Annotated in this window: 16 protein-coding genes; all 16 read right to left on the bottom strand. The window is 55.4% G+C overall.

The features are described 5' to 3' along the window. Window positions 1–9 precede the first annotated feature (9 nt). Complete coding sequence (locus tag M504_RS01560; protein ID WP_047487174.1) at window positions 10–2262, bottom strand: DUF6519 domain-containing protein; 2253 nt, start codon at window positions 2260–2262, stop codon at window positions 10–12. Between the two features lie 28 nt (window positions 2263–2290). Next, complete coding sequence (locus M504_RS01555) at window positions 2291–4558, bottom strand: hypothetical protein (protein WP_047487170.1); 2268 nt, start codon at window positions 4556–4558, stop codon at window positions 2291–2293. Beyond that, on the bottom strand, window positions 4549–7215 hold the full coding sequence (locus tag M504_RS01550) for a hypothetical protein (protein ID WP_047487168.1): 2667 nt from the start codon (window positions 7213–7215) through the stop codon (window positions 4549–4551). Before M504_RS01550 ends, M504_RS01555 begins: the two co-directional genes overlap by 10 nt. Before the next feature lie 140 nt (window positions 7216–7355). Continuing rightward, complete coding sequence (locus M504_RS01545) at window positions 7356–9806, bottom strand: hypothetical protein (protein WP_047487163.1); 2451 nt, start codon at window positions 9804–9806, stop codon at window positions 7356–7358. Beyond that, entirely contained in the window at window positions 9803–10168 is a 366-nt protein-coding gene (locus M504_RS01540) for a GPW/gp25 family protein (RefSeq protein ID WP_047487160.1), read from the bottom strand. Before M504_RS01540 ends, M504_RS01545 begins: the two co-directional genes overlap by 4 nt. A 26-nt stretch (window positions 10169–10194) precedes the next feature. Further along, window positions 10195–10512 (bottom strand): hypothetical protein, encoded by a 318-nt coding sequence (locus M504_RS21675; RefSeq protein WP_084214012.1) that lies wholly within the window; start codon window positions 10510–10512, stop codon window positions 10195–10197. 25 nt (window positions 10513–10537) lie between these two features. Then, on the bottom strand, window positions 10538–11044 hold the full coding sequence (locus M504_RS01535) for a phage baseplate assembly protein V (RefSeq protein WP_047487159.1): 507 nt from the start codon (window positions 11042–11044) through the stop codon (window positions 10538–10540). Window positions 11045–11059: 15 nt separating this feature from the next. Continuing rightward, window positions 11060–12190 (bottom strand): hypothetical protein, encoded by a 1131-nt coding sequence (locus M504_RS01530; protein WP_047487157.1) that lies wholly within the window; start codon window positions 12188–12190, stop codon window positions 11060–11062. Next, window positions 12183–12548, bottom strand: coding sequence for a LysM peptidoglycan-binding domain-containing protein (locus M504_RS01525; RefSeq protein ID WP_052200187.1), 366 nt, complete (start codon window positions 12546–12548; stop codon window positions 12183–12185). Before M504_RS01525 ends, M504_RS01530 begins: the two co-directional genes overlap by 8 nt. A gap of 14 nt (window positions 12549–12562) precedes the next feature. Then, a complete protein-coding gene (locus tag M504_RS01520; RefSeq protein WP_047493019.1) occupies window positions 12563–13165 on the bottom strand; it encodes a hypothetical protein in 603 nt (200 codons plus the stop codon). Further along, entirely contained in the window at window positions 13158–13529 is a 372-nt protein-coding gene (locus M504_RS01515; RefSeq protein WP_156993407.1) for a hypothetical protein, read from the bottom strand. The genes M504_RS01520 and M504_RS01515 overlap by 8 nt, the downstream gene beginning before the upstream one ends. Continuing rightward, window positions 13526–15439 carry an ATP-binding protein gene (locus M504_RS01510; RefSeq protein WP_047487150.1) on the bottom strand — a complete coding sequence of 638 codons (1914 nt, stop codon included), beginning with the start codon at window positions 15437–15439 and terminating at the stop codon, window positions 13526–13528. Before M504_RS01510 ends, M504_RS01515 begins: the two co-directional genes overlap by 4 nt. Beyond that, entirely contained in the window at window positions 15436–16704 is a 1269-nt protein-coding gene (locus tag M504_RS21010) for a DUF4255 domain-containing protein (RefSeq protein ID WP_052200186.1), read from the bottom strand. The genes M504_RS01510 and M504_RS21010 overlap by 4 nt, the downstream gene beginning before the upstream one ends. A gap of 691 nt (window positions 16705–17395) precedes the next feature. Next, window positions 17396–18106, bottom strand: a complete 711-nt coding sequence (locus M504_RS01495; protein ID WP_047487144.1) for a hypothetical protein — start codon at window positions 18104–18106, stop codon at window positions 17396–17398. Window positions 18107–18216: 110 nt separating this feature from the next. Then, entirely contained in the window at window positions 18217–18744 is a 528-nt protein-coding gene (locus tag M504_RS01490; protein WP_047487141.1) for a phage tail protein, read from the bottom strand. A gap of 15 nt (window positions 18745–18759) precedes the next feature. Further along, window positions 18760–20967 carry a phage tail sheath C-terminal domain-containing protein gene (locus tag M504_RS01485; RefSeq protein WP_047487138.1) on the bottom strand — a complete coding sequence of 736 codons (2208 nt, stop codon included), beginning with the start codon at window positions 20965–20967 and terminating at the stop codon, window positions 18760–18762. Between the last annotated feature and the right edge of the window lie 662 nt (window positions 20968–21629).

The raw sequence follows: 21629 nt of genomic DNA, 5'->3' as shown, positions 1-21629 counted from the left end.
CCGCTAGCGTCAACGAATAATGATCTGTGGCTGCGCGCCGGTGATGGTGAACGTTGCAGTTTGCGGATCGTTTGGCAAAGAACTGAGTGCTGCCGTCACCGTGAAAGAAAGCGTCGTTGGGCCGGGATTGTTCTTCACAGTAATGGCTACCTGTGCGGTACTTGCACCTGCAGGCACAACAACCGAAGATGCCGCTAACACAGCTACTTGTGTATTCCCAGCGAGACTTAGGTTCACCGTCGCACCGCCCGCTGGAGCAGCAATACTGAGGGTGATGAAGATGAGCGGAGATACAGTTTGCGGTGGAATCCCAGGTGTCGTGATTGCCTGCACAGCCGTCACGGCATTGTTAGGACTAACGAGGAGTGAGTACGCCGGATAGTTCGGTGCGACCGATTTCAGAACCAATGCTGCGGACAGATAAAACCAGCTTTCAAAATCAGCTGCAGCGTCATTATTTCCTGACGGCAACTGCAGGTCTAAGCGCTGTGTTCCATCCGCTTGCGTTGCTGCGATAGCAAATGTTTCTCCATCCAGGTATACCGTCGCTCCACCAGACGTCCCGAAGATGCGATTACCCAGCAAACGCACGCGCACTCTCGCATATGCATTCAATCGAGACTCCGTCGTCAACAAAGAGTTCAGATAATTCAACATCTGCGGGTTCTTGGCAACCTGCCATAGCAGGGTCGTTCCAGACGACATAACCAGGCCGTCGATGATTAGTGGCTGGCGAATCGTAATGGGATTTTGAGAGGGTTTCTGATCGTAGTTGGGAACGTTCTCCATTGTCACAACGAAGACGGCGGCAGAGAGTGGAGATGTAGGAGCGATGTCCAGATCCACTTCGAGACCGTTCGCCGCGAGCTGATCGATGCTCATAAGACTGTCGTTTCCCCAACTCGTCTTGGTGACGTGCATGGCTGGCCTTGCAACGCTCAGTCCAGTGAGCGGCGGGAATATCTTGCGACAATCAATCACCTGAAGCCCGCCCTGCTGCAGGTGGGTGTAACTCAGAACCGCCGTTCCCAGAGTGATGCAAGCAAGGGGTGCACGCACGATCTCCGTTCTATGAGCGAATTGATATAACTGACCGTTGGAACCACAAGGTGGCCACTCGATAGATCCTGTTGCAGCACGCGCAGGAATAACCCACGAGTCGCCGGCGCGAAATGTTCCGGTCTGGAAACTAACTTCAATTCCGTTTTCCAGTGCGACCCACGCCCCGCCACCAAGTGACATCCCATTGGAAAAAGCACTGGTTCCGGATTGATCCCAGCGCCGTACGCGCGCGTTCTTCGTGGTATCAACCGGAAGGACAGTGGTGAACATGGTCAGTGTGCGCGAGGCAACATCAATGCTCTTTATCTGGTAAAGCGCGCCAGGTGTATTAGGCTCTGCACCAAATAGATTGGCATCATCTGAAATCTCAACCCATTGGTTCGGCGCGAAGCCGAGATTACTATCGGGGCCCAGCGAATCGACACTAACATCGGCTCCTTGAACGGAAAGAATGCTGGCGACTACAGAACCATTCTCACGAGACCACTTGAAGGTGGCGCTCGCAAGGTCGCCCTCCTGATGGATCTCCACGCGATAGAGTTGATTCTCCAGCCCAACATATCCGCTGGAAGCAACGGGATCACATCCGCACGTATCCGATGAGGGATTGGTCTGCGCCGCCATTTTCGGAGTAATGCGCTGCAGACTGGGGCGGTACATTCCACCGCAGCAAGTGCTGTTCAATAGCGTGGACTTCCCCAGCTCAGCAACGACACGCCACACCGTCTGTCGCCGCGCAGTGGTTTCCGAAGCCTGACCCAGTGCTGGCTCCAGTAGGCATGAATCCTCGCGGGCCGTTACAAGTCGCTCCCACACCTCAAGCCACACCCGCAGCGGTGCGCTGCCTTGCGTCTGAGCAAACATCTCCAGCAATTGGGCGGCAGAGTATTCGGGATGAATCAGGAAAGGCTGACTATCGTAGTCTCCATCATCCGTTGCTTCACATAGCAGACCATTTACGTAGTAGCGCCCCGCACTGAACTGAAGCTTTCCGTCAACAATGGAGATCGCAAAGCCATCGTCACCTTCCGGCCCACCAAACTCTCCGATAACGTCTACGGTCTCGCTGGCCCGCAGATACGCGTCAATATCACGCTGCTCGTTCGCATCCGCGTCGAGTGCCACACGGCCCTGCTGTTCCAGCACGGACGTATAGTTCTTTGCCGGGTTGAATCGGATCCGGCTGAAGTCGCCTCTCATATCGTTCACTCCTTACGAATCAGACTGTTTAAAGCAATCCGATTCCAATGCCGCTAACACCCTCTGTGGACGTACCGTCATCACAGCAATCTTTAGAAACCTGTACGCCATAGCGCGCGTGTCGACGCGGCCTATCGCAATACATCTTCGGGGTCACCAGGAAGATTCCAGCTTCCATACCCGCAGGGAGATATTCCGGAATACGCAACTGTGTATTCTGTACCGCTTCTGTCTCCTGGATCCCGTGCATAACGCCGATCTGTCCACCGTCATCAGCGCCGTGCCATATAGCCAACGGCGTCCATGTCGACAACAACCCGTAGGCCGGATGCCCGTATCGGAGCGAAGCAAACATCGGCGCCAGAGCGCCCTCATTCGCAGCCGAAGTTGGTAGACACTTATAACGGCGAGGAGTGATCGATGCAAAAGGCAACGAACAAAACCGCACACAGCCTGTTTGCGTGCGGCCAGCCCACACCGCAGCCGCCCACGAATCGTTCCGTGCCAGACGTGAGCGAAAGATTGAATTTGATGCCAGAGGCATCGTGCGCGCGCGCACCTTTCCAATGACAGTACTGTTCTCGATCTGGAGATCACCACCTTGCTGCGATGGCACCTCACCCGCGTATGCAATACAGCAGGGTGACCCTGCATCGAGAAGCACCTCGCAGAGCATGACAGTCGCGCTATCAACCACGGCAAGTGGCCCAGCCAAAGTGCTTTGCATCGTGAGCGAAGTGCCTTCCGAATGAACCGTAATGCTCGGGTCGCGTGGACCTTCTGTGCCCCCAGCCCTCAACTGCATCGCATTCGGAAGCAGCGTGCAATGCTCCACTGACATTGCAATGGCTTCGCCACTGACATCGATGGAACCGAGGATGCGTAATCCGTTCAGTGCCAGCCGTCCTGACGTTCCATCAGAGGTGGAAGCATCCCCTATCACAGCGATCTCTGCCGCAATTGTGGCTTGTGATTGCGCTGCGGTGTATCCGCTATTAAGACCTGCTGCAACATGTTCGGTGGCGGAAAGGATTGTGAGTGCATTTCCCGCTGCGATGTGGATCTCCAGCGTATCCGCACAGTCAATACGCACGTAATCCAGAATCACAATCGACCCGGTCGTGCCACTGGGCTGCGTGTTCCAGACAGCAATCGCATCTTCCAGCGTCGGCGTTATAGGTGAACCCACGACAGCAACAAACGTTCCCGCCGCAGAGTCGTCTGTCAGATTTAACGACCGGTCGTACGAGCCTCCGCCGACCTCCGCAGCAAAGCCATAGGCATAGCGCACGATCACTTCTGCGGGGTTGCCCCACTCTTCTGCAAGGGCGATGCGTCCACACTGCACGTCAATCGACACTTTGTGAGCAACACCACAGCACCATGCATCTTCTTTGCCTGAAAGATGTGTCCACGCGATGTCCCGTGCTGCGACGGCCACCCCATCAATCCATACGAAAAGACTCTTCGTTGCGCCATAAAAGTCTTCCGTGTCCGTGCGAATCTCGTACAGAGAGATCGGCTCGGGGACATCCATACGCGCTGTGATGTGATCGAATGGCGTTCGCAGTGCCGACACTGTGAACAGCGGAACATCCAGCCCCGCAAGGTCGAAGGTGTATCTCCTCTCGCCCACTTGCAGCGCAGGAGACTTATCTACCAGAAAGCTGCGGTAACGCCAGATGTGCAGCGCAATATCCGGTAGATTGAACTGCCCTGGGCCGTGCAACGCAATATCCACTGCGGCGATGTCAGGATCTGCAACAGATCGAATACGCGGCGCGATCCTCCGCACATCGGCACGATGGCTGACACCGTCAAATGGCCCGGACACCTGCTCCATCAGTTTCTGTTGCCGCACCAATGCGAATGCGGGTTGCGATGGCGTGACACAACGCATGCTCTGCAGGGTAAGTGTGGTCTGGAAGCGTTCCGAAAGATGAACCTGTCGCGCCGATACATCGGAACACACTTGCTCCAGCGCGATGGCGGTTCCTTTGCGCCTTCGATAGCCGATGGTGTTCGCCACCTCAGCGCGTGGACTGTACGAAGCACCGTCAACGGCACGGATGGGAAGATAGCCGATCAAATCACCAATATATGGAACAGCCCACGTTGAACTTGTTTCGATGAACTGATCCTCATAGAGCTGCAGGATGTTGTCCTGCACAATTTCGGCCTGCTCGCCCAGCACCTCCAGCAAGGCTTCCAGTGGGCCTCCTGCGGCGGCGTCACGGACGCCGTAAATCGCAGGTAGGAGCCGCATCAAATCCTGGCCTGTCAGATTCATTGCCATGCCCCCAGTCCTGCGCGAGAAGCGGGATCCAGCAGCAGCAATTCTGCTCCCAGCAACGTGCTGTTCGGTGCTGTAGATGGTCCGCTAGCGCGCAACATGTCACGGGCTGGCACGCTCATGGCATCGCCACTGCGATAGAGCCCCTGCAACTGCACCGCCTGCACGCCAGTGCAGTTTTGTATGCGCTCAATAACATCACTAACAGCCACTCCCTGCTGAAATTCACGATTCGCAAAGCTGAAGGCCTGTTGTAGCAATGTCCATACCTGGGCCGTTACGTCGTCCACTGCATATTGCGAGGTATCGATCTTTAAACCTGCTGCAATGGAAACGAGCACGGGCCTATACGGAACCACGCGCACCGGTATGCGTCCCGTTCCGTAGTTCCGAAGATCATCCAGCAGGTGCAAAGCAACGGGATCATCCTGCGACAGTAATGATCCATTTGCTCCAGAGACTGTCACCAGAATGCCGCGTTCACGTCCTAACCAGCTCCATACTGCCAGCGCCTTTCCTATGCCTGGAAACGCACTGGAATATGCCTGGAAGTCCTCCAGCGTGACCACGCGTCCGAGCGTCAGAGTAGGCAACGGTGCCGACGTTCTTGCGTCAGCCGGCGATGCGGGGTCGGCTCCTCCCGTAGCTCCGCTTGGATTTGCAACACCCTTCAATCCTTGCGGTCGATCCAGCAACTGTGAAATCTGTCCAGCGCTTACCATTCCCTCAGAACCGATACCTTTGCGATACACAGCGCGGATGTTTGATTGGCCGGTTGGCGTGCGTGCGCCACGAAGCCCGTCGCCAAATTGCACAAACGTACTTCCACTCTGGTCCGCACCGGTCACGTACACACGATCGGCTGGACCAGACATCAAGAAGTTTGGCACCTCGGTCCACTTCTGGCTATTCACCCAGACTTGCAACGTGGAGGTGATGCCACCACCCGAATCAGAACTCACATAAGTTAAAGGCGTTTGCTTCAGCGTGAACAGCAGTGTGGCATTCGTACCATCACCATTGCCCAGAATCTCGTGGACTGTTTCGCCGTGGGTTGCATCCATCGTGTTAGCGTTCACTGTCACAGTCGTCACATCGTAGATGCCCTGCAAACCAGACACTAACTGCAGAGTCGTTATATCTCCCTGGACCGATACCGAACTGACTCGAGCAGCTTCACCTGTCAAAGCGTCATTGTCTGAGGACGGTTCCATACGGAATACACCTTTGGCCGTAAGGTGCAGCGTGCCGGCGATGCCGCTGATCGTGGTCACCTGCCATGCAGTGCCACCGTCTTCTGGAGTGGGCTGATAAGCATTGATAAGAAACACCTGGTTATCGGTGACAGCTTGGTTCACAGCAGTATCTTGCGGAACAAACGTCGCGGCGCCCGCTGTCACCACGCGCAGTCGTACAGCTTTACCCTGAACCGCGATCGGTCCTCCCGCCACAATGCCTTGACCACCTGTGATCGTAATAGTGCTGCCGAAAACAGGCAGCATCATATCTGCCGACATCGGATACTGAGGCATCGACGCAGAATTTACATAGGGTGACTTCAACGGAAGACTCGCTACAGCAAGCCGCTCACTTGCCGCATAAAGAGTCGCTTCGCGCGACCAGTTAACAATTCCACTAAGCAGATCGTCCATCGATGAAGCTGCCGTACCTTCGATCACGGCATATGAAGAAAACTTCAACGCCGTGGCTTTCGACGTCAGCGTGTACAGATTCGGGCTTAAGTCGCGAACCCCGCCAACTTGCAGCAGTGCTGAATTTGCTGGTCCCGAGAGCACAGCCCACTGCGCCGTCTCGCCAGAAGCGACAAGCCCCGCATACTGGCTGTCCAGGTACACCTCATTGCTTCCATCGTGATATTCAAACTGCCAATCTTTCTGTGGGTCCTTCGGATAATCAGGTGAACTCGTAATTCCCGCAGCCGTGAATAGAAGAGGATTTGGCGCCTGAGATCCAAACAATAACGTCTTCTTTCTCAAGGCATACACCACAACCGCCTGGGCTCCTGTCACCGCGCCGAAGGATGAGAGGGCACGATCCCAGCTAACCTCGGTGATACGGTCACTGCTCTTCACCTCTACTGCAGTGACAATACGTAAGTCGGCGGGGCCGCTCGCGTTAGGTACACCGTTTGTCGCGGCAACAAATAGCAGTGCATCGCCAATCTGTAAGCCTGTACTTACACCCGCTAAACAAGTCCGCGTGTCGCTTCCTGCAAGACTCCACGGCAGTGATGACACGGCGGGCAATGCATTCCATCCAATATGCGCCCGCAGGTCCGTTGCCGTTTCAAAGACCTGCGGCAGGCCGCCCGGTGGCGGAATACTTTGTGCACGTGTACCCGCTGGGATTGCGACGGACTCTGGAGCTCCAGGTGCGCTATTCAGAGTGAACGCAAGCACCGCCGACGCAGCCAAACCCGGAGACGGTACATAGCCGACCAGCCGAGTAAGTTCGAAGATAGAACGCCCTTGCACTGCGGTTCGCAAATAGGCTTCATTAGCAAGTCGTTCCTGGTAAAACGTCAGCACGTCCAGCGACACAGCCCAACCATCCAATAACGCCATCGTGAAGTCGGCGCTGTCACGTGTCGTTAGCCCCTGCAATGCAGGAAGGCTCGTATCGGAAAGCGCGGCGCCCATACTTTCCAGGAACGTCCCGTATCGACCCACACGATATGTTATTTCAGCCAGTCCCGGCACGTTGGAGATTGGTGCCGGTGTGGATCGAGTCGTCCCCGTGCAGCAGCCGCAGAGTGTTAGTTCAAGAGAATGGCATCCACTCATCGCCCACCCTCCATCTGTAATGAAAAGATTCCATGATCACGACGATTCGGATCGTTATCACAGCGTGCAATTTCAAGCCTTCCCATCGTGAGATAGCCCTGCTGAGGTGGCGTACTCGAAGGTTGATCCATCCGTTCGAAGCGCACCAGCCGCACAGATACCACGCCATCCACGTCTTGTGCTGCCGCAATCAATGGGCTTGCATACACTGTTTGGCCAAAGGAAAAGTTCTCTGCATTCAATACAGGCACACTTCCGTTGCAGCTTGATCCCGCAACGAAACGCCGCATCAGGGCCGCGTATACATCGCTCTGGAATCGATTCGAAGCCACACAGACCGCCAAAGTGATCCGGAGTCCAACCACAATGGCATCTTCGACGGCCAATCCCGTACCCATCATCCGTAACGGTTCCAGACGTGCCAGTGTTTGCGTGGCCAGATCCGACGGCGCCATCGACGCGGGTTCCACAGACACGAAGCCCGCGTACCATGACCCTGTCCATCGCATCGTTCCGCGTGCCTGTGTGATGTCACTGTCCTGCAAAGCAGCGGTGGTGTAATCATCTTCCGTCACACAGCGCAGCTGCGACTCAAACGCAAACGGAGCATGTTGACGGATATGCTCTGGCGACTCCGCATCGACCGCAGCCGCCGCAGGCAGCGGATTGCGAACGTAGATAATCGGCAACGTCGTCACTACGTGCAACAACGCATCAGAACCCACAAGACCATCACGTCCATTGCCGATACGATACGTTGCGAAGAACTGTTGCCCAGGATCAACCGCAGCGCCATACTGCCCATCACCGAAGCGCAACGACGCAGAACCACCATCTTCAATCTCCAACACGAAGACACGATCTTCTTCATCGCTTGCCAACAGATCAGGTTGTGGCGTCCATATCCGGTCACTGTCGTCAAGCACAGCAATCTGAGGTGTGGCTGCCGATGCATCCATCGATGGATTCAGGAATGCGCTCGCCGCGGTCGACGGATCAAAAGGAAGCTGGAATGTGACCGGCGCGGAAGCAAACGTTGGACGGAACTGAACCAGAGATGTCTCATCATCTGCAGTTGCACCACACGCACACCCGCTTGAAACCGGTGCTTCCGGTGCTTCCGGAACAATGCCAAGCGACTCTGACGTAACCCAGACCCCTTGGTCTGCAGGAACGACATTGCCCCAGGCACGACTTACTCCTGACACGGTGTTACCACCGTGTGCCGCATCCAACGTGGACGAGATACATAGTGGAAACGGCAAGGCATCTGCGACGCCCCACGTCAATTCCGTGATTGCTTCACCGTTGAACGGATCAACCAAAGGTTCACCCGCATCATTGGTGGTGCGCACGCCGGTGAGCCGTACTGCCCAGCGATGTGCCGGATTCGCGTCTTCCGGCTGACCTGTCTTCGCGCCTAGCACCTCTTCCAAAATCAGAACAGTTCCTACGTGTAACGTAGTCAGATTGCCGGACAGCGTGGTCGCGACAGCACCTTGCGGCAGGCAGCAATTCGTGTCGTTCCACGTATAAAAATCCATTGCATTCTGCTCTTGATAGAGCAGCGCGTCGCTCATACTGGCATACACCGGTTGGCTGTTTGATAAGAGCGCTTTGAGCAACGAGGTCTGCGAAGGATTATCCGGTGACAGCACGGGAGGAACACCCGCGGTACGGACATAGAAGTTTGTTCCAGCAGGCAGCAACAAAGCATCTTTCGCAGTCGCAACGCACACCCATGACCGTGCGTTGCATCCCTCTCCCACCCGGTAATCCACTAACCGCGCGTGTCGGCGCAGTGAAATTCTGCTGCGTGCGGTGTCCAGATAGGCTTCGGTATTCACAGCATCCTGCATGTAGCTCAACCGATCGGCGACATACGCCATGGCTTCCACCAGCGTGATCCCCAAATCAGCAGCATGTGACTCGGTCCACGCAGGCATCAACACAGACATACGGTCCAACATTCCTTGCCGGAAGCCGTCGTAATCCTTGGCAAGATAGTTGATGGCCGGCGCCGCTGGAGAAGCTTCTCCACAGCATGTTTCGGTATAGCAATCGGCAACAGAGGAACATCCAGCCTTGAATGAAAACGTAACTTCAGATAACTGCGGATCAAATGTCTCCGGCGGATCCTGCGCGTCTTCGCGTGCACGCAGCCTGAGTGTGTAAGTAGAGAAATCGCCTGTGCTATCCAGATGAATCCGCACTGTGCGTGATGACGCATCTCCGGTCATTGCTACGCTCAACACATGCACAGGCGCGCCGCCGGAAATGGATACTTGATCCACGCTCGGAACTATGAACGGTGAACGCAGTAACGTTAAATCCAGGTCCATCCCGCAACCGGGAGTGCCTACAACTTCCACGTAGTCGATGCCATTCAAAGAAGAGTGCGCCAGGACCTGCGCACGGCGCCGCTGTGTCGAACAGAAATACGTCATACGGCCCCCTCTCCTACCTGGAATTGTTCGGTCTGCGTCTGGTCAGTCTCCAACACCGTGTACTGCACCGTGATCGATACTGTTGAGTCATCGCCTTCAACAGAAACAGATTCCACGCGCACCACATCGAGCAGCCATTGCTGCAGAGCGCCTTGAATCAGTTGATTCTGCGCTGCCAGCATCATTGCGCTGTTTGGCTCAAACACCAGTCGCGATGCTCCACTGCCAAAGTTCGGCCGGTTCACGCGCTCTCCCGGAGCCGTCAGCAGGATCTGCTCGATCATCTCGCGTATGTGCGCAAGATGAGACGTCCGGGCTGTATTGCCCGTGCTGTCGAAGCCGTAGGGATAGCGCAAATCCATATCAACGTCTCCTTACAACTGGTCGCCTACGTTGCCATCACACGCATTTGTGTCACCAGTGGCATCAGCGGTGTTCCTGTAGACACACAAACTGACTGTCCTGTCTGCACCACCAGCGGCTGCCCGAGCGAAAGCACTCGCGTAGTTCCTGTCACCCACGTCGCAGTAACACACGGTGGGCTGGGTATAGACGCTAACGGGCATCCCGCCACCACCCAGGGTGCGGAGATCAGACAGGAAGGGGCACCACTCAGCAGCACACGCAGATTCGGCGCTGTAGCCATTGCCTGACCACCGTGGCTGCATAGAACCGTCGCTCCTACCTGCACTAAAGGACCGGGCATCCTATCTCTCCTCTCCGCTCTGCGTTTAGATGACCTGCAGGGCACCTTCATTAATCGTCACGGATGGGCCTGTCATCATGATGGTGGCGCCCTGCCCATTGGTGATGGTGATACCGGTCTCGTTAATCGCGATCATTGCGCCCGCAGTCGTCTTCAGCAGGATTCCTCCCGTCGGACCAGGTGTATCGCTGATCATGAGCGTGTTCTGCGATGTAGTTTGGATAACTAACTGCTGCAGTCCCGGCACACCTGCAAGAGCAAGTGCGGGCAACTCAGCGCTGCTTCCCCAGAAGCCGCCTACCCAAATTGGGTAATCCGGATCGCCTCCTTCGAACTCAATCCACACGCCCGACTGCACCGCAGGCACCACAAACATTCCGCTCTGAATGCCAGCGAACGGAAGACACGGCATCGCCCACGTAGAAGGTAGTGCCCCAGCCACACCCGCCACCTGTACCAGCAAACGTCCCATCTGCATCGGGTCAACATTCACCAGCACCGTGCCACGATATTTGCCAAAGAACTTCGCCAACCGTCTTCCTCCGTTTCAATAAGGCATCGCCGGGACCAACGGAATATTTGCAATCAGGCCATTCCGCTTCAACGTAAAACTTTGTTTGTACTGGCCCGCTTCAATCGTGTGCGTCGTGCTGTCCACGTAGTGAAGACCATCAAATCCAACGCCAGCGCCACGCACTCCAACTAACGAACGCGCTTTCAAAATAGCTCCGTAACGCTGAACATCCAGCGTGCCATCGCCGGTAACCACATCACCCGTTTCCACGGCCTTTGCCCATAACCGCATCAGTGTTGTTCCAACCGGTTTGTTGGATGTGTCTTCCAACATCTCGATCTTCTGTTGTGGTGGAATCACCAGTCCTAGTGGCGGACTGAACGGAGTCACAGAAGAAGGCACAGGGATGATCGCCTTCGTTGTCGGATCCTGTATATATGCCACAGGCATCACGGATGACTGCTTCTCGAACCGAAAGTTCAGTGACTCGACATTTGTCCAGCTATCCATGTTGGCGTTTAACGCGGGCTGCGGCACGCCATAGCGCATGCTCGGTCCCCAATACGCCGTGCTCGTCCCGGGTGCGGGACCGGGATCAACATAGAAAACGTATCCCACCTCTTCTGCCAGCTTGCGGATGTAGTGCAGATCGGTTCCTTCCTGCATCGGAATCTTTTCGACGGGAACTTCCACGTCTGGGGCAGGGACAGGTATCACCACCGGCACAATGCCAAATGCTGCATACTTCGCCAACATCGTAAGCACACGAAGATCCGGTGTCATTGCCGGATACGGAAAACCTGTCATGTTGATGAGGTCCATCATTCCTGACAGATCCTGCCCCGTAATCACCAGCTTCGAAGATCCACGCATTGCATCGGGCGCAATCTCGTGATGTTGAATCACGCCATCCATCACAACTTGAGGAATGCCCCCAAACGTCACCAGCAAAATAACTCGCAACATTGGAATAGGGCTTCCCGCCGCAAGCAGAAACAATGTTTGCAGAACTGAGTTGTTGGCCAGCGTAAACGTCAACTGAAAGCCGCTGCGATCAGAGGACGTTGTAATTTCCACAGACGTGAGCGCATCCGTTACAGGCTTCGGCACGGGAACGGCCACCACCGGCCCCGCGAGCAGCGTGAGGTAAAGTCCGTTAGCCATTGCGCGCTCCCGGCGGAAGACTGGAGGCCAACGGTATGCGAATCACATGGCCCGGCTGTTCCGTGAGAGCTTCTGCATCAGTCGCTGCATTCGCGTCGGCAATCATCCAGAACAACATCGGATCGCCGAGAAACTTAGCAGCCAGGTTATCTAAACGATCGCCCTGCACCACGGTATAACTGCGTGTAGAAAGATAGACCGCAGCCTGCGGAAGAATCCGCCGCGCAAGATAACGCACGGCAACTCCATCGGGTCCCACATACTCCTGGGTCGCCGCGCCGTAATACCGACTTGACGCATTTGTCGGCGCACCGGTTCCTGCGGCGGACTGAATCAGCAATGCGAGTGCGGTATCCATCTTCAAAATCCTCCTCAGGCCTTGCGAGCCATCGCTTCCTTACCCATCTGATACGCCATGTACACCGCTCCCGCAGGTGACAGGAAGCCTGTATCACTCACACTCAAAACGCGCAGGTCCAGCGCAATTTTTGCGCGAATCGGATTCAATTGCGCGTCAAATGCCTCTTCTGTGATTTCGAATCCAGTAATGCGCACCGGTGTCACACGATTTGTTCCCCATGCCAACAGCGTTAACGGCGACGACATCGGCAGAATTTCAATCGTCCCAATCAGCGACAGAATTTCGTTTGCAATCAGCTCAGCACTGGTGGGATACACAAGCGTCTCCAACAGGGCCATCTGCGGCTGCAGTCCAACGCTCGTCGCCGTCGCATCTCCTGCTTCCAGGCTGTCGGTCGCGTCCAACTCTACCGTCAATCGAATCGTCTCTATCGGCGGCCCTTTCAGACGCAACACTTCGCTACGATCCGGTTCCTCCCCAGGCGTTTGGGGCTTTAACGAACGCGTGATGCTTTCCGGGTTGTACTGCAATGCAATCCGCCCCATAGGGATACCCGTATTGGGCTCCAGCAGAACAAGCGCACCTTTTTGCAACCGAGGAGAGATGTTAGCCATGCGCCTTCTCCTCTCTTCCCTTCTTGTTTCTCCTGTTCGCGCGCTCTTCCAGTGTGCGCAGCAATCCTGACGCCACCTGACGCGCTGCATCTTCCACCGTTGCGCCAACGGCAAGAGGAGGTATCGATATGCGATCCACCTTTAGGTTGTCAGTGAATGAAAGTTCGCGCCTCTGTTGAATGCCTCGCATCATGGCTTCTTGCAACGCTTGATGAAAGCGAGGTCCAGCATTCTGCCCAAAGCCACGTAACGACACACTCCCCACGTGCAGATTCATCCTTTGCGGCAAGGATGTACGAGTTGCAGACACAAGTTGCGGGACTGTACTCAATCCCGATGGTGCCTTGGTCGCATGTGTTTTCATGCCCAGCCTCCGGTCTCCGCAGGCGTCAGGACTTTATCCATCTTGGTGTACTCCGTGCGCACGCCAGCTGCGATGTGGCTCATCCTTACCGGCTGTTCGTCCTCAGCAGCCAGATAAGCAGCGTGCATCGCAATGTTCCGAATCACCGCGCCCGATACGTGCAGTTGTGCCAATCGTTCCGGTTGAAGACCTTCGGTTGGTGTCGCTGACGGAAAAACGCGGGACCACATCTGTCTACGTGATACTTCATCTGGAAACGGAAACTGCACGATGAAACGGATCCTTCGCAGGAACGCCGGATCGATCGCTCTCTGCATATTCGTGGTCAGGATGGCGACGCCACTGTATGCTTCCATTCGTTGCAGCAGATAGCTCACTTCCAGGTTTGCATAGCGGTCGTGGCTATCCTTTACTTCGCTTCGTTTGCCGAACAACGCATCCGCTTCGTCGAATAGCAATACAGCGCTGCTCTGTTCTGCAGCATCGAAGATCCGCTTCAGGTTCTTTTCGGTCTCGCCAATGTACTTACTCACAATGGCCGCTAGGTCGATCTGATATAGATCCAGTCCCAGCTCGCCAGCCAGTATTTCAGCAGCCATCGTTTTGCCCGTACCGCTGGGTCCCGCAAACAAGGCTGCAAGTCCCATTCCGCGTCCATAACGCGAAGAGAATCCCCAGTCCTGCTGCACACGACGACGATGACGCACATGCATCATCAACTCTTGCAACGTGCCCTTTTGCGTCTCTGGAAGAACCAGATCTTCCCAACGTGCTCGGGGATCGACGCGCTGCGCCAGTCCTTCCAACGGACGTCGCGCATGATCGCGACAACTTTGCAGCAAAGTCTCTGCAAGTGTTCCGGGATCTTCCAAGGATTGACGAGACACAACGTCCAGAGCCGCCAAGCGAATCGTGCCTTCATCGAAATGGAAGGCGTCCACTAAGTTGTCGAGTTTTCCATTCAACGACGCGGCAGGCGCGCCCAGACTGTCCAACCAAAGCTGCCTGCGATCTTCACGTCCGGGTTGCGATATACGGATTGGCAAACTTTCGATTCGCTCCACAGCACTGCCCGGCTCTGCGTAGATCGCCAACGGAACCTCAATAGAACGTGCCCACGCCAAGACCGCCGCTGTAGTCTCTGCGGTATCCGAGTACGAAGTCTCCAACAGCAAGGCAGCGCCAGTCAGAACAGCCTCACGCGTCCAGTGGCGTGCAGCGATTTCACGTTCTGCTGTGGCGGTGGGCAGATCCGCTGCACGCAACACGAACGGAAGCAGGTCCACTTGTCCGCAGGCTTCCTGAAAGACGCGTTTGGCAGCTGCAAAATCGCTTCCCTGCATCACCACTGGCGGCGCAGCGCGCGGAGCTTCTCTTTGCCAATGCATCGCGATTCGCTGTGCATCCTCGCTGTCGGACTCTACTTCTACGCTCGTAAGCGGACGCACCATCCACTCCAGCACACCATCCAGCGAGGGCACGCTCAGCAGATACTGCAAAATGCGTTCATCAAGCTTCAAAGGCGCCTGTAGCAGGCTCTGTGATGATCCTTCCTCTACCAACCGCCAATAACGAAGCGGATGTAGACGACTCAGCGCACTCCAGTGCGCTCCTTCCAACAACGTCATAGCCATGGCAAACGTAGGCCACGGTGCCCGCTCGTCGCCATTGGCGCGGATACACGCCTGTAGAAAACGCGATTCCAGCGCAGTTCCTGCACACAACAGCAAAACATCGCGTTCAAACGTGCTCAGGTCAAACTGCGTTACAAGCCGTTGCAGTGGCCGGCAACTCACAACGAAACCATGTTCCACAGAGGCCGATGGAGCAATCTCCTCACCGCTCACCAGCGCGTATACGCGGTCAAGCTCATCAGCCAAAAGGGTCCCGGTTTGTGTCACCTCACTCATACCGTCACCTTCAACTGCGGAAAGAACTGCCCTTGCGTAGGACTGCCATCCTTCTGGTCCACAACCAATACGCTTTGCGCTCCATCAATCTCCACACGCAGCGGAGACTGAAACGGCCCCCAGGTTGTTGGAATTGGAAAGATCAACTGCGTAGACGTATCCGGTGCGCTAGGTGGACGAGCAGGAATCTCTACAGAGAGATTGCCCGCAAACAACCGCGCCCGCTGATTGCGGCCTACCGCAGGCTTGATCGTCAGCGTCAGGTTTCCTCCATGCGCTACCGTGAGCACAGATGCAGGCGTCACCGGTATGAGATCCTGCAACGTCGGCACGAGTTGAAAGACAAAGCTGCCCGATTCGAAGGCGCGATGTGGATCGGCCGCTGTACCAAACTCAACCGACCGCACAATGCGAAGGGGTACGGCCCCTGCCTGCACTGTGTTCGGAATGGTTACGCGCACTGTCGCAGCCTGCACGGTGGCAGCACTCACAGGCGCAGCTTCAGCAAACGAAACTGCTGTATCTGCAGGCGCTTCGCCCAACAGGTTGCGTCCTGTGATCGTAAGTGTGTCGCCACTTGCTGCAACCGCGGGTGTAATCATGTCGATCACCGGAATGTCCCATGGCAACACGGCAATATTGCGCGATTGAACTGGAAGATTCGAACGCACAGGTTGCGTATCGCGAATCAGTACCACCGAAACCTGGTAGGAGGTCGTTGGGCGATAGTGCGTTGAGAAAGCCATCCACAGTCGCGAAATCTCTTCGTTGGACAATGCCTCCGGTGTAATTTTCAGAAGTTCAAATTGACTCGCAAGGCCACTCTGGCTTACCAGTTTCGCCTCTTCTGTAGCAGAGCCCAGCGCCGCCAACGCGTCGGCGATGGTGTCGCGCGCAATGATCGGATTGTTGTGAAACACCTCCATCGCCCATCCCAGCAGAATCTCCGGATCAAACTGGTTTCCGCCATATGCCGAGACAAGATAGTGAAGGTTTAAGGCCAATGGCGGATTCGTTAATAGGCCCCCTACGGAATCGCGGCTCGGAAGCTGTACATTGCGATATCCCGTATTGAAGCTGGCGTAATACATGAAGAGGTTCAATCGTGGGTGTTCATCAGCGCCCGTTGGAACCAGATCCGGCGACGTCGCACTTATCGAAGTCGGCGAGGATAACAAGGTGGCGGGGCCACCGTTGGTAAGTTCTCCCAAGAGCAACGACCGCAACACCGCACTAACTCCGCCTACCGCCAGGTATCCGTTCATCGCCGCCCGCTCCTGGTCAGGAAATCGTTTAGCGAAACGCGCGGTCGGAATGGCGGCGTCCGAGGACGCTCTGGGGCTCTCACAGCTGCCTGCACCTCAATATGTCCAATAGAAATTTCGAGTATCGGTGGCAGGTGAGACTCTTGGGGATTCAAGGCTTCCTGATCTTCCATCCCATGACGAGAAGTAACTGCCAACATCTGTTCCCGCGTCGTCGGCGATTTAGATGTCTCTGGTTCACTTCTTTCAGAACGTTCCCTCTGCAGTTCTTTCGCAGCACCAGCCGCACTATGCTCTGGAAACCCACCAACTGTAGCAACGATCGTGTTGGCAGCTTCATGATTCGCAAACGCCTCACGCGCACTCGCACTCTCCACTGGATTCGTTGAAGGCTGTTTCACTCGCTGGTGAGGCACAGCATGCAAAGCAGCACTCTCTCGCTCTTCAACGCGTGTGAAAGAGTCGCCAATCGCCTTCGCGGGGATAGGGAGGATTGGTCGCGTCGACGTTCCTGTTCTTTCTACAGCACTTCCTGCGATAGGCACACGGGCATCTACCTCGCGAACCTCCTCTGCTGGAAACGTCATCGAGGAAGCAACGCGCGCACGCAATCCCGCACGTGAAGTACGCAAGGGTTCTAGTCCCCCACCGGGATGGGTAGCGCGTTGCAGAACGCGTGACAGCAGGCCGTTCATGCTGCCGACCTCTCTTCCGCAATCTTGACCAGGTACACTTCGCGGCGTGCCGAAGACATTGCAATAATTGAACTTTCTGTCCACCCGTACGCACTCGCAATATCATGCACATCTGCCATCAATAAGGAGGCACGATGACGCACAGCTAACCACACGAAGTAGGCGGGATCGAAGTCCACGCGATTCACTTCGCCACATTCTGCACACCGAATTCGGCAACACATCTCTGCATCTGCGTTGGCTACAGATACGTTGAGGCGAAGCTTTTCCAGGAGCGATTCGTCCAATGCACTCAGGTCGCAAGGATCGCCACCGGTGCACAGCGACAGAAGTAACCGTTCCCTGCTAAGCGCGTCCTCTTCCTGTAAAGCGCTAAGCAGCATGCGACTCGTAATCGCATGCACAGGACCTCCTTCACCCTCATCTATTTCAGGAAGAGTACTTAGTAAGTCTTCAACGTCACTATCGAACTCCATCGCAGAGCCGCAGGACTGACAGATTGCCAATCCCTGCAACGTCGAGCCGAACGTCGTTGCATACAACTCCAGCAGCAACCGATTGCGTCGAAGCAGCGACATGTTTTCCAGCGCACCAGCATTCATCTCCGGCATGGCATGCATCAACATGCGCAAGGGACGCCGCACCGGATCAGATGCGGCGGCGTCTTCCCATGCTTGAAGCAGACGTTCTCCTTCCAGTGGACACATTGGTGCTCTCCGCCTAACGCAAACGCGTAGTGAATCAGGCATGTGCTTCGTGGAGCAAACGATATATCAGAGTCATGGTGACTCCGTGGGGACATTCATGCGATTACGCATTAAGCACGTGTTGAAGTGAAAGTTGGTTCTGTAGGCTCTGTCACGGAGGTATCGCGTTCCCAGCCCTCGTTCTCAAGCTTCAAGTGTTGGATAGCAACTGCATTCGCATTTGCGTCCAGATCGGGCAGCGCCTGATATTCCGAAACCCACGCGCGATAAATCTTGTAACTGATCGCAAGTTGCCCGGCTTCGTTGTAAAGGTCAAGGATGATGTCCTTACGAAAATCTTTCAGAGACACCTCTGCACCCAATCCAGCCTGCAGTTGCCATACCTTCGCCGCCCAAGCCTCAAAATCAGGGTCGTGGGTCACACCGCGTTCCAGCGTGATCGCATCGTATTCCGTACGTCCGGGTGACTTACGACTCGTACTGGCATCGCCGCCCTCGCGGTGCTTCACAACTTCCGTCGTTCGCTTCAGAGCAGATACCTTGCTCACTCCCGCCACATAGCGGCCATCCCATTTCAGCCGGAACTTAAAGTTCTTGTACGGATCAAACCTCTGCGCATTCACAACGAATTCCGCCATGGTCTCTTCCTTTCCTTACGACGCCGACTGACTGTTCATTTGCTGAATCTGGATAACGACGAACTCCGCGGGTTTCAATGGAGCAAAACCAACCAGTATGTTCACCACGCCTGAATCAATATCCATTTGAGTGGTCGTTGTGCTATCGCACTTCACGAAGTAGGCCTCTTGCGGAGTCATGCCCTGGAACGCACCGCGTCGAAAGAACGTATTCATGAACCCTTCCACATTCAGCCGGATGGATGCCCACAAAGGCTCATCATTCGGCTCAAACACAACCCACTGAGTTCCGCGGAACAGACTTTCTTCCAGGAATAGAGCGAGACGGCGCACGGGGACATACTTCCATTCATCCGCACGGGCATCTGCGCCAACGGTCGTGCGCGCTCCCCACAGAACTGATCCATACACAGGGAAATTCCGGAAACAGTTCAGACCCAGCGGATTCAATGATCCATTCTCCGCATCGGTCAGCTTGTACACCATGCTCTGAACACCCATCAGTTGCGCATCGATACCTGCAGGCGCCTTCCACACACCACGTGAGGCATCGGTGCGCGCATAAACGCCGGATGTCACACCTGAGGGTGCAAAGGTACGTAGCTGATAGTCATTCAGAGGGTCTGGCAATCGCAGTCTTGGAAAGAATGCCGCGGCATTCCGATCCTGCACATTTAATTGCGTTGATATCCAATCCACGGCGGATGCAGGCGTATTGACGTTCGGTGGAGGATCGATCAAGAGAAACGCACGACGAGCATCGCAGAAAGAGATTGCAGCGCTATAGATCGCGTTCGGGTCAATATTTGAATCCAGCGAGGAAGGATCGCCAGGATTCGCTCGGGTGGCATCAGGAATGCTCAGAAGGTTGAACAGATCCACCTTTTCCAGCGCATAGATCCCTGTGAAGGCCAGTTCATCTCCTATCAGATCGCCTGTCTGCGGCAGGCCCGAGCCATCGCCACCCTCAGCCGAAGCCGTTTGCGATCCAAAAACATGTCCTGTTCCCAAGGAATACTGTGCAACGTTCGCAGAGGTGCCCAGCCCTAACAGCGCCGAAGCATCATGACCTCCACCAGTCGGCGCACCGATTGTGATGACGGCATCTGGATTTTCCGGCAGCGTTACAACCAGACGAAGTCTCGTGTCCGTTGTTGTCGTTGCAACGCTAACGGTGGCGGCGCTTCCCGGAAGCTTTGATTGCAGCGCAGTGTTCAAAGCCCGCGCCAGCGCTTGTGCAATGCCCGGGAGACTTTGCGGAATCGTACTGCCGTCAGCAAACACAGTGATATTTACGGGCAGCGGAGCCAATGTCGCCGGGCTGCTTACACCCAGGCTTAGTGCGTAACTGCCGTTCGCCGTGGACTGCAAAATGTTGCCCGTCGCCGTTCCGTTGTCGTCGCCTGTGAAAGGACTTCCGAGAGTGACAGCGCCACTGGTCGCGTCCAGCTTCGTCACGGCATACACACCGTTTGTCGTATCACCATTGAAGGCAAGGAATTGTCCCACGCGAAGAGCCTGCAGATTGTGCGGATCAGATGCAGTCGCTGTATTCGAATTCTTCACAACGGCAAACGTTCCGGTAACAGCTTGCTTCTTCGACGCACTTCCAAGAATGCTGGCGACCGTAATCGCATCGCCTACTAGCCCCGTTCGTACCGGGGGCGAAGCCGGTGCGGGACTGTGTACTGTTACCGCAACCAGTTGCGACCCTGAATCGGGATCGTTCACCACAGTCGGCGCGAAGTCTTTGCGCGAAGTATTCAGCGACAGGCCGGGGAACGTCTCCACGGTTCCATCGACAAGATTCGTAATCGTCAGGTTAAACGCCGTCGGGACGGCCGTCTGATCCAGGTTGTCGTAGCTCACATCTGCGATCAGGTTTCCATTCGCCCACGTGCCACTACTCAGCGCGGTGAGCGTGATGCCACCGAATGCAGAAGATGCATACGTTGCACCATGCTTTGGAACGCGCACGACATAGGCTTCGCTGCCACCATTCTGAAAGAACTGCTGTACCGCATAACTCAACTCACTGTCGGAGGCGAGACCACCGAACACTCGCTCGAAATCCGCAAAGCTGTACAGGTGCTCCGCGCGGTTATCAATGCCACTGTGGGTATAACCGACAAACGCGGTGATTGAAGTGGCAACCGATGCGATGGTGTGTACCGGTGATTCAATCTCCTGGATATACACGCCGGGATAGGTGTACGTTCCCATGGGATTCGCCTTTCCGTGAAAGTGTCAGCGGTTGTGCGTCATGATGTGTCGACGAGTGGGGAAAGAACTCGTAATGAAGTTGGGGGCTAACTACAAGTCGATTCCTTGTATGCCGCAGCAATATCCGAGTCAAGATAATTTTCCTTAACACAGACCACGAAGAAACACGGTTATTTCCCCAAAACAGCCGGATTCGTAGGTATGTCATCCTGCGAAATAACTTCAAATATCGGAGCTGCAATCTCACGGACATAGGTCGTAAGACCACACCTCAGACACACGCGTTCATCTTCGCCTCAAGACGCATCATCGATGCCAATTGCTCGATGAATCGCTAGTCATCAATCAATACAGGTCGTCTCTACTGCCGTTGTTCTGCAAAGGAGCTTCCATTCCTAAAGCAAATGCAGAGCTCTGCCGGGACAATTTGCTTGACTTGGTTCGGATGCTTGTTAAGATTCCACCACCGTACTTCCCCGACGTTCCCCAACCGCCTAACGCGAAAACATCGAAGTACTTTTTCTGGTCAGGAACCGAGCACCTCAAGGGCAACTGTTTGTGCTGACGCCATACCTTGCGGCGAAGCTGTATCTACATACACTGTCAGGCTCCGCATAAGTCCTTACACGATTCTTATCCGAAGAGTTTTTCCTGGAGGCCAA

The sequence above is a fragment of the Terriglobus sp. TAA 43 genome (assembly GCF_000800015.1).
In the GTDB taxonomy this organism is placed as follows: Bacteria; Acidobacteriota; Terriglobia; order Terriglobales; family Acidobacteriaceae; genus Terriglobus.
This window is presented reverse-complemented; position numbering and strand designations above follow the sequence as displayed.

Excerpts from the sequence above, each read along its gene's own strand:
- M504_RS01560 (WP_047487174.1), bottom strand. The coding sequence starts at position 2,262 with ATGAGAGGCGACTTCAGCCGGATCCGATTCAACCCGGCAAAGAACTAT.
- M504_RS01555 (WP_047487170.1), bottom strand. The coding sequence starts at position 4,558 with ATGGCAATGAATCTGACAGGCCAGGATTTGATGCGGCTCCTACCTGCG.
- M504_RS01550 (WP_047487168.1), bottom strand. The coding sequence starts at position 7,215 with ATGGGCGCCGCGCTTTCCGATACGAGCCTTCCTGCATTGCAGGGGCTA.
- M504_RS01545 (WP_047487163.1), bottom strand. The coding sequence starts at position 9,806 with ATGACGTATTTCTGTTCGACACAGCGGCGCCGTGCGCAGGTCCTGGCG.
- M504_RS01540 (WP_047487160.1), bottom strand. The coding sequence starts at position 10,168 with ATGGATTTGCGCTATCCCTACGGCTTCGACAGCACGGGCAATACAGCC.
- M504_RS21675 (WP_084214012.1), bottom strand. The coding sequence starts at position 10,512 with ATGCCCGGTCCTTTAGTGCAGGTAGGAGCGACGGTTCTATGCAGCCAC.
- M504_RS01530 (WP_047487157.1), bottom strand. The coding sequence starts at position 12,190 with ATGGCTAACGGACTTTACCTCACGCTGCTCGCGGGGCCGGTGGTGGCC.
- M504_RS01525 (WP_052200187.1), bottom strand. The coding sequence starts at position 12,548 with ATGGATACCGCACTCGCATTGCTGATTCAGTCCGCCGCAGGAACCGGT.
- M504_RS01520 (WP_047493019.1), bottom strand. The coding sequence starts at position 13,165 with ATGGCTAACATCTCTCCTCGGTTGCAAAAAGGTGCGCTTGTTCTGCTG.
- M504_RS01515 (WP_156993407.1), bottom strand. The coding sequence starts at position 13,529 with ATGAAAACACATGCGACCAAGGCACCATCGGGATTGAGTACAGTCCCG.
- M504_RS01510 (WP_047487150.1), bottom strand. The coding sequence starts at position 15,439 with ATGAGTGAGGTGACACAAACCGGGACCCTTTTGGCTGATGAGCTTGAC.
- M504_RS21010 (WP_052200186.1), bottom strand. The coding sequence starts at position 16,704 with ATGAACGGATACCTGGCGGTAGGCGGAGTTAGTGCGGTGTTGCGGTCG.
- M504_RS01495 (WP_047487144.1), bottom strand. The coding sequence starts at position 18,106 with ATGTGTCCACTGGAAGGAGAACGTCTGCTTCAAGCATGGGAAGACGCC.
- M504_RS01490 (WP_047487141.1), bottom strand. The coding sequence starts at position 18,744 with ATGGCGGAATTCGTTGTGAATGCGCAGAGGTTTGATCCGTACAAGAAC.
- M504_RS01485 (WP_047487138.1), bottom strand. The coding sequence starts at position 20,967 with ATGGGAACGTACACCTATCCCGGCGTGTATATCCAGGAGATTGAATCA.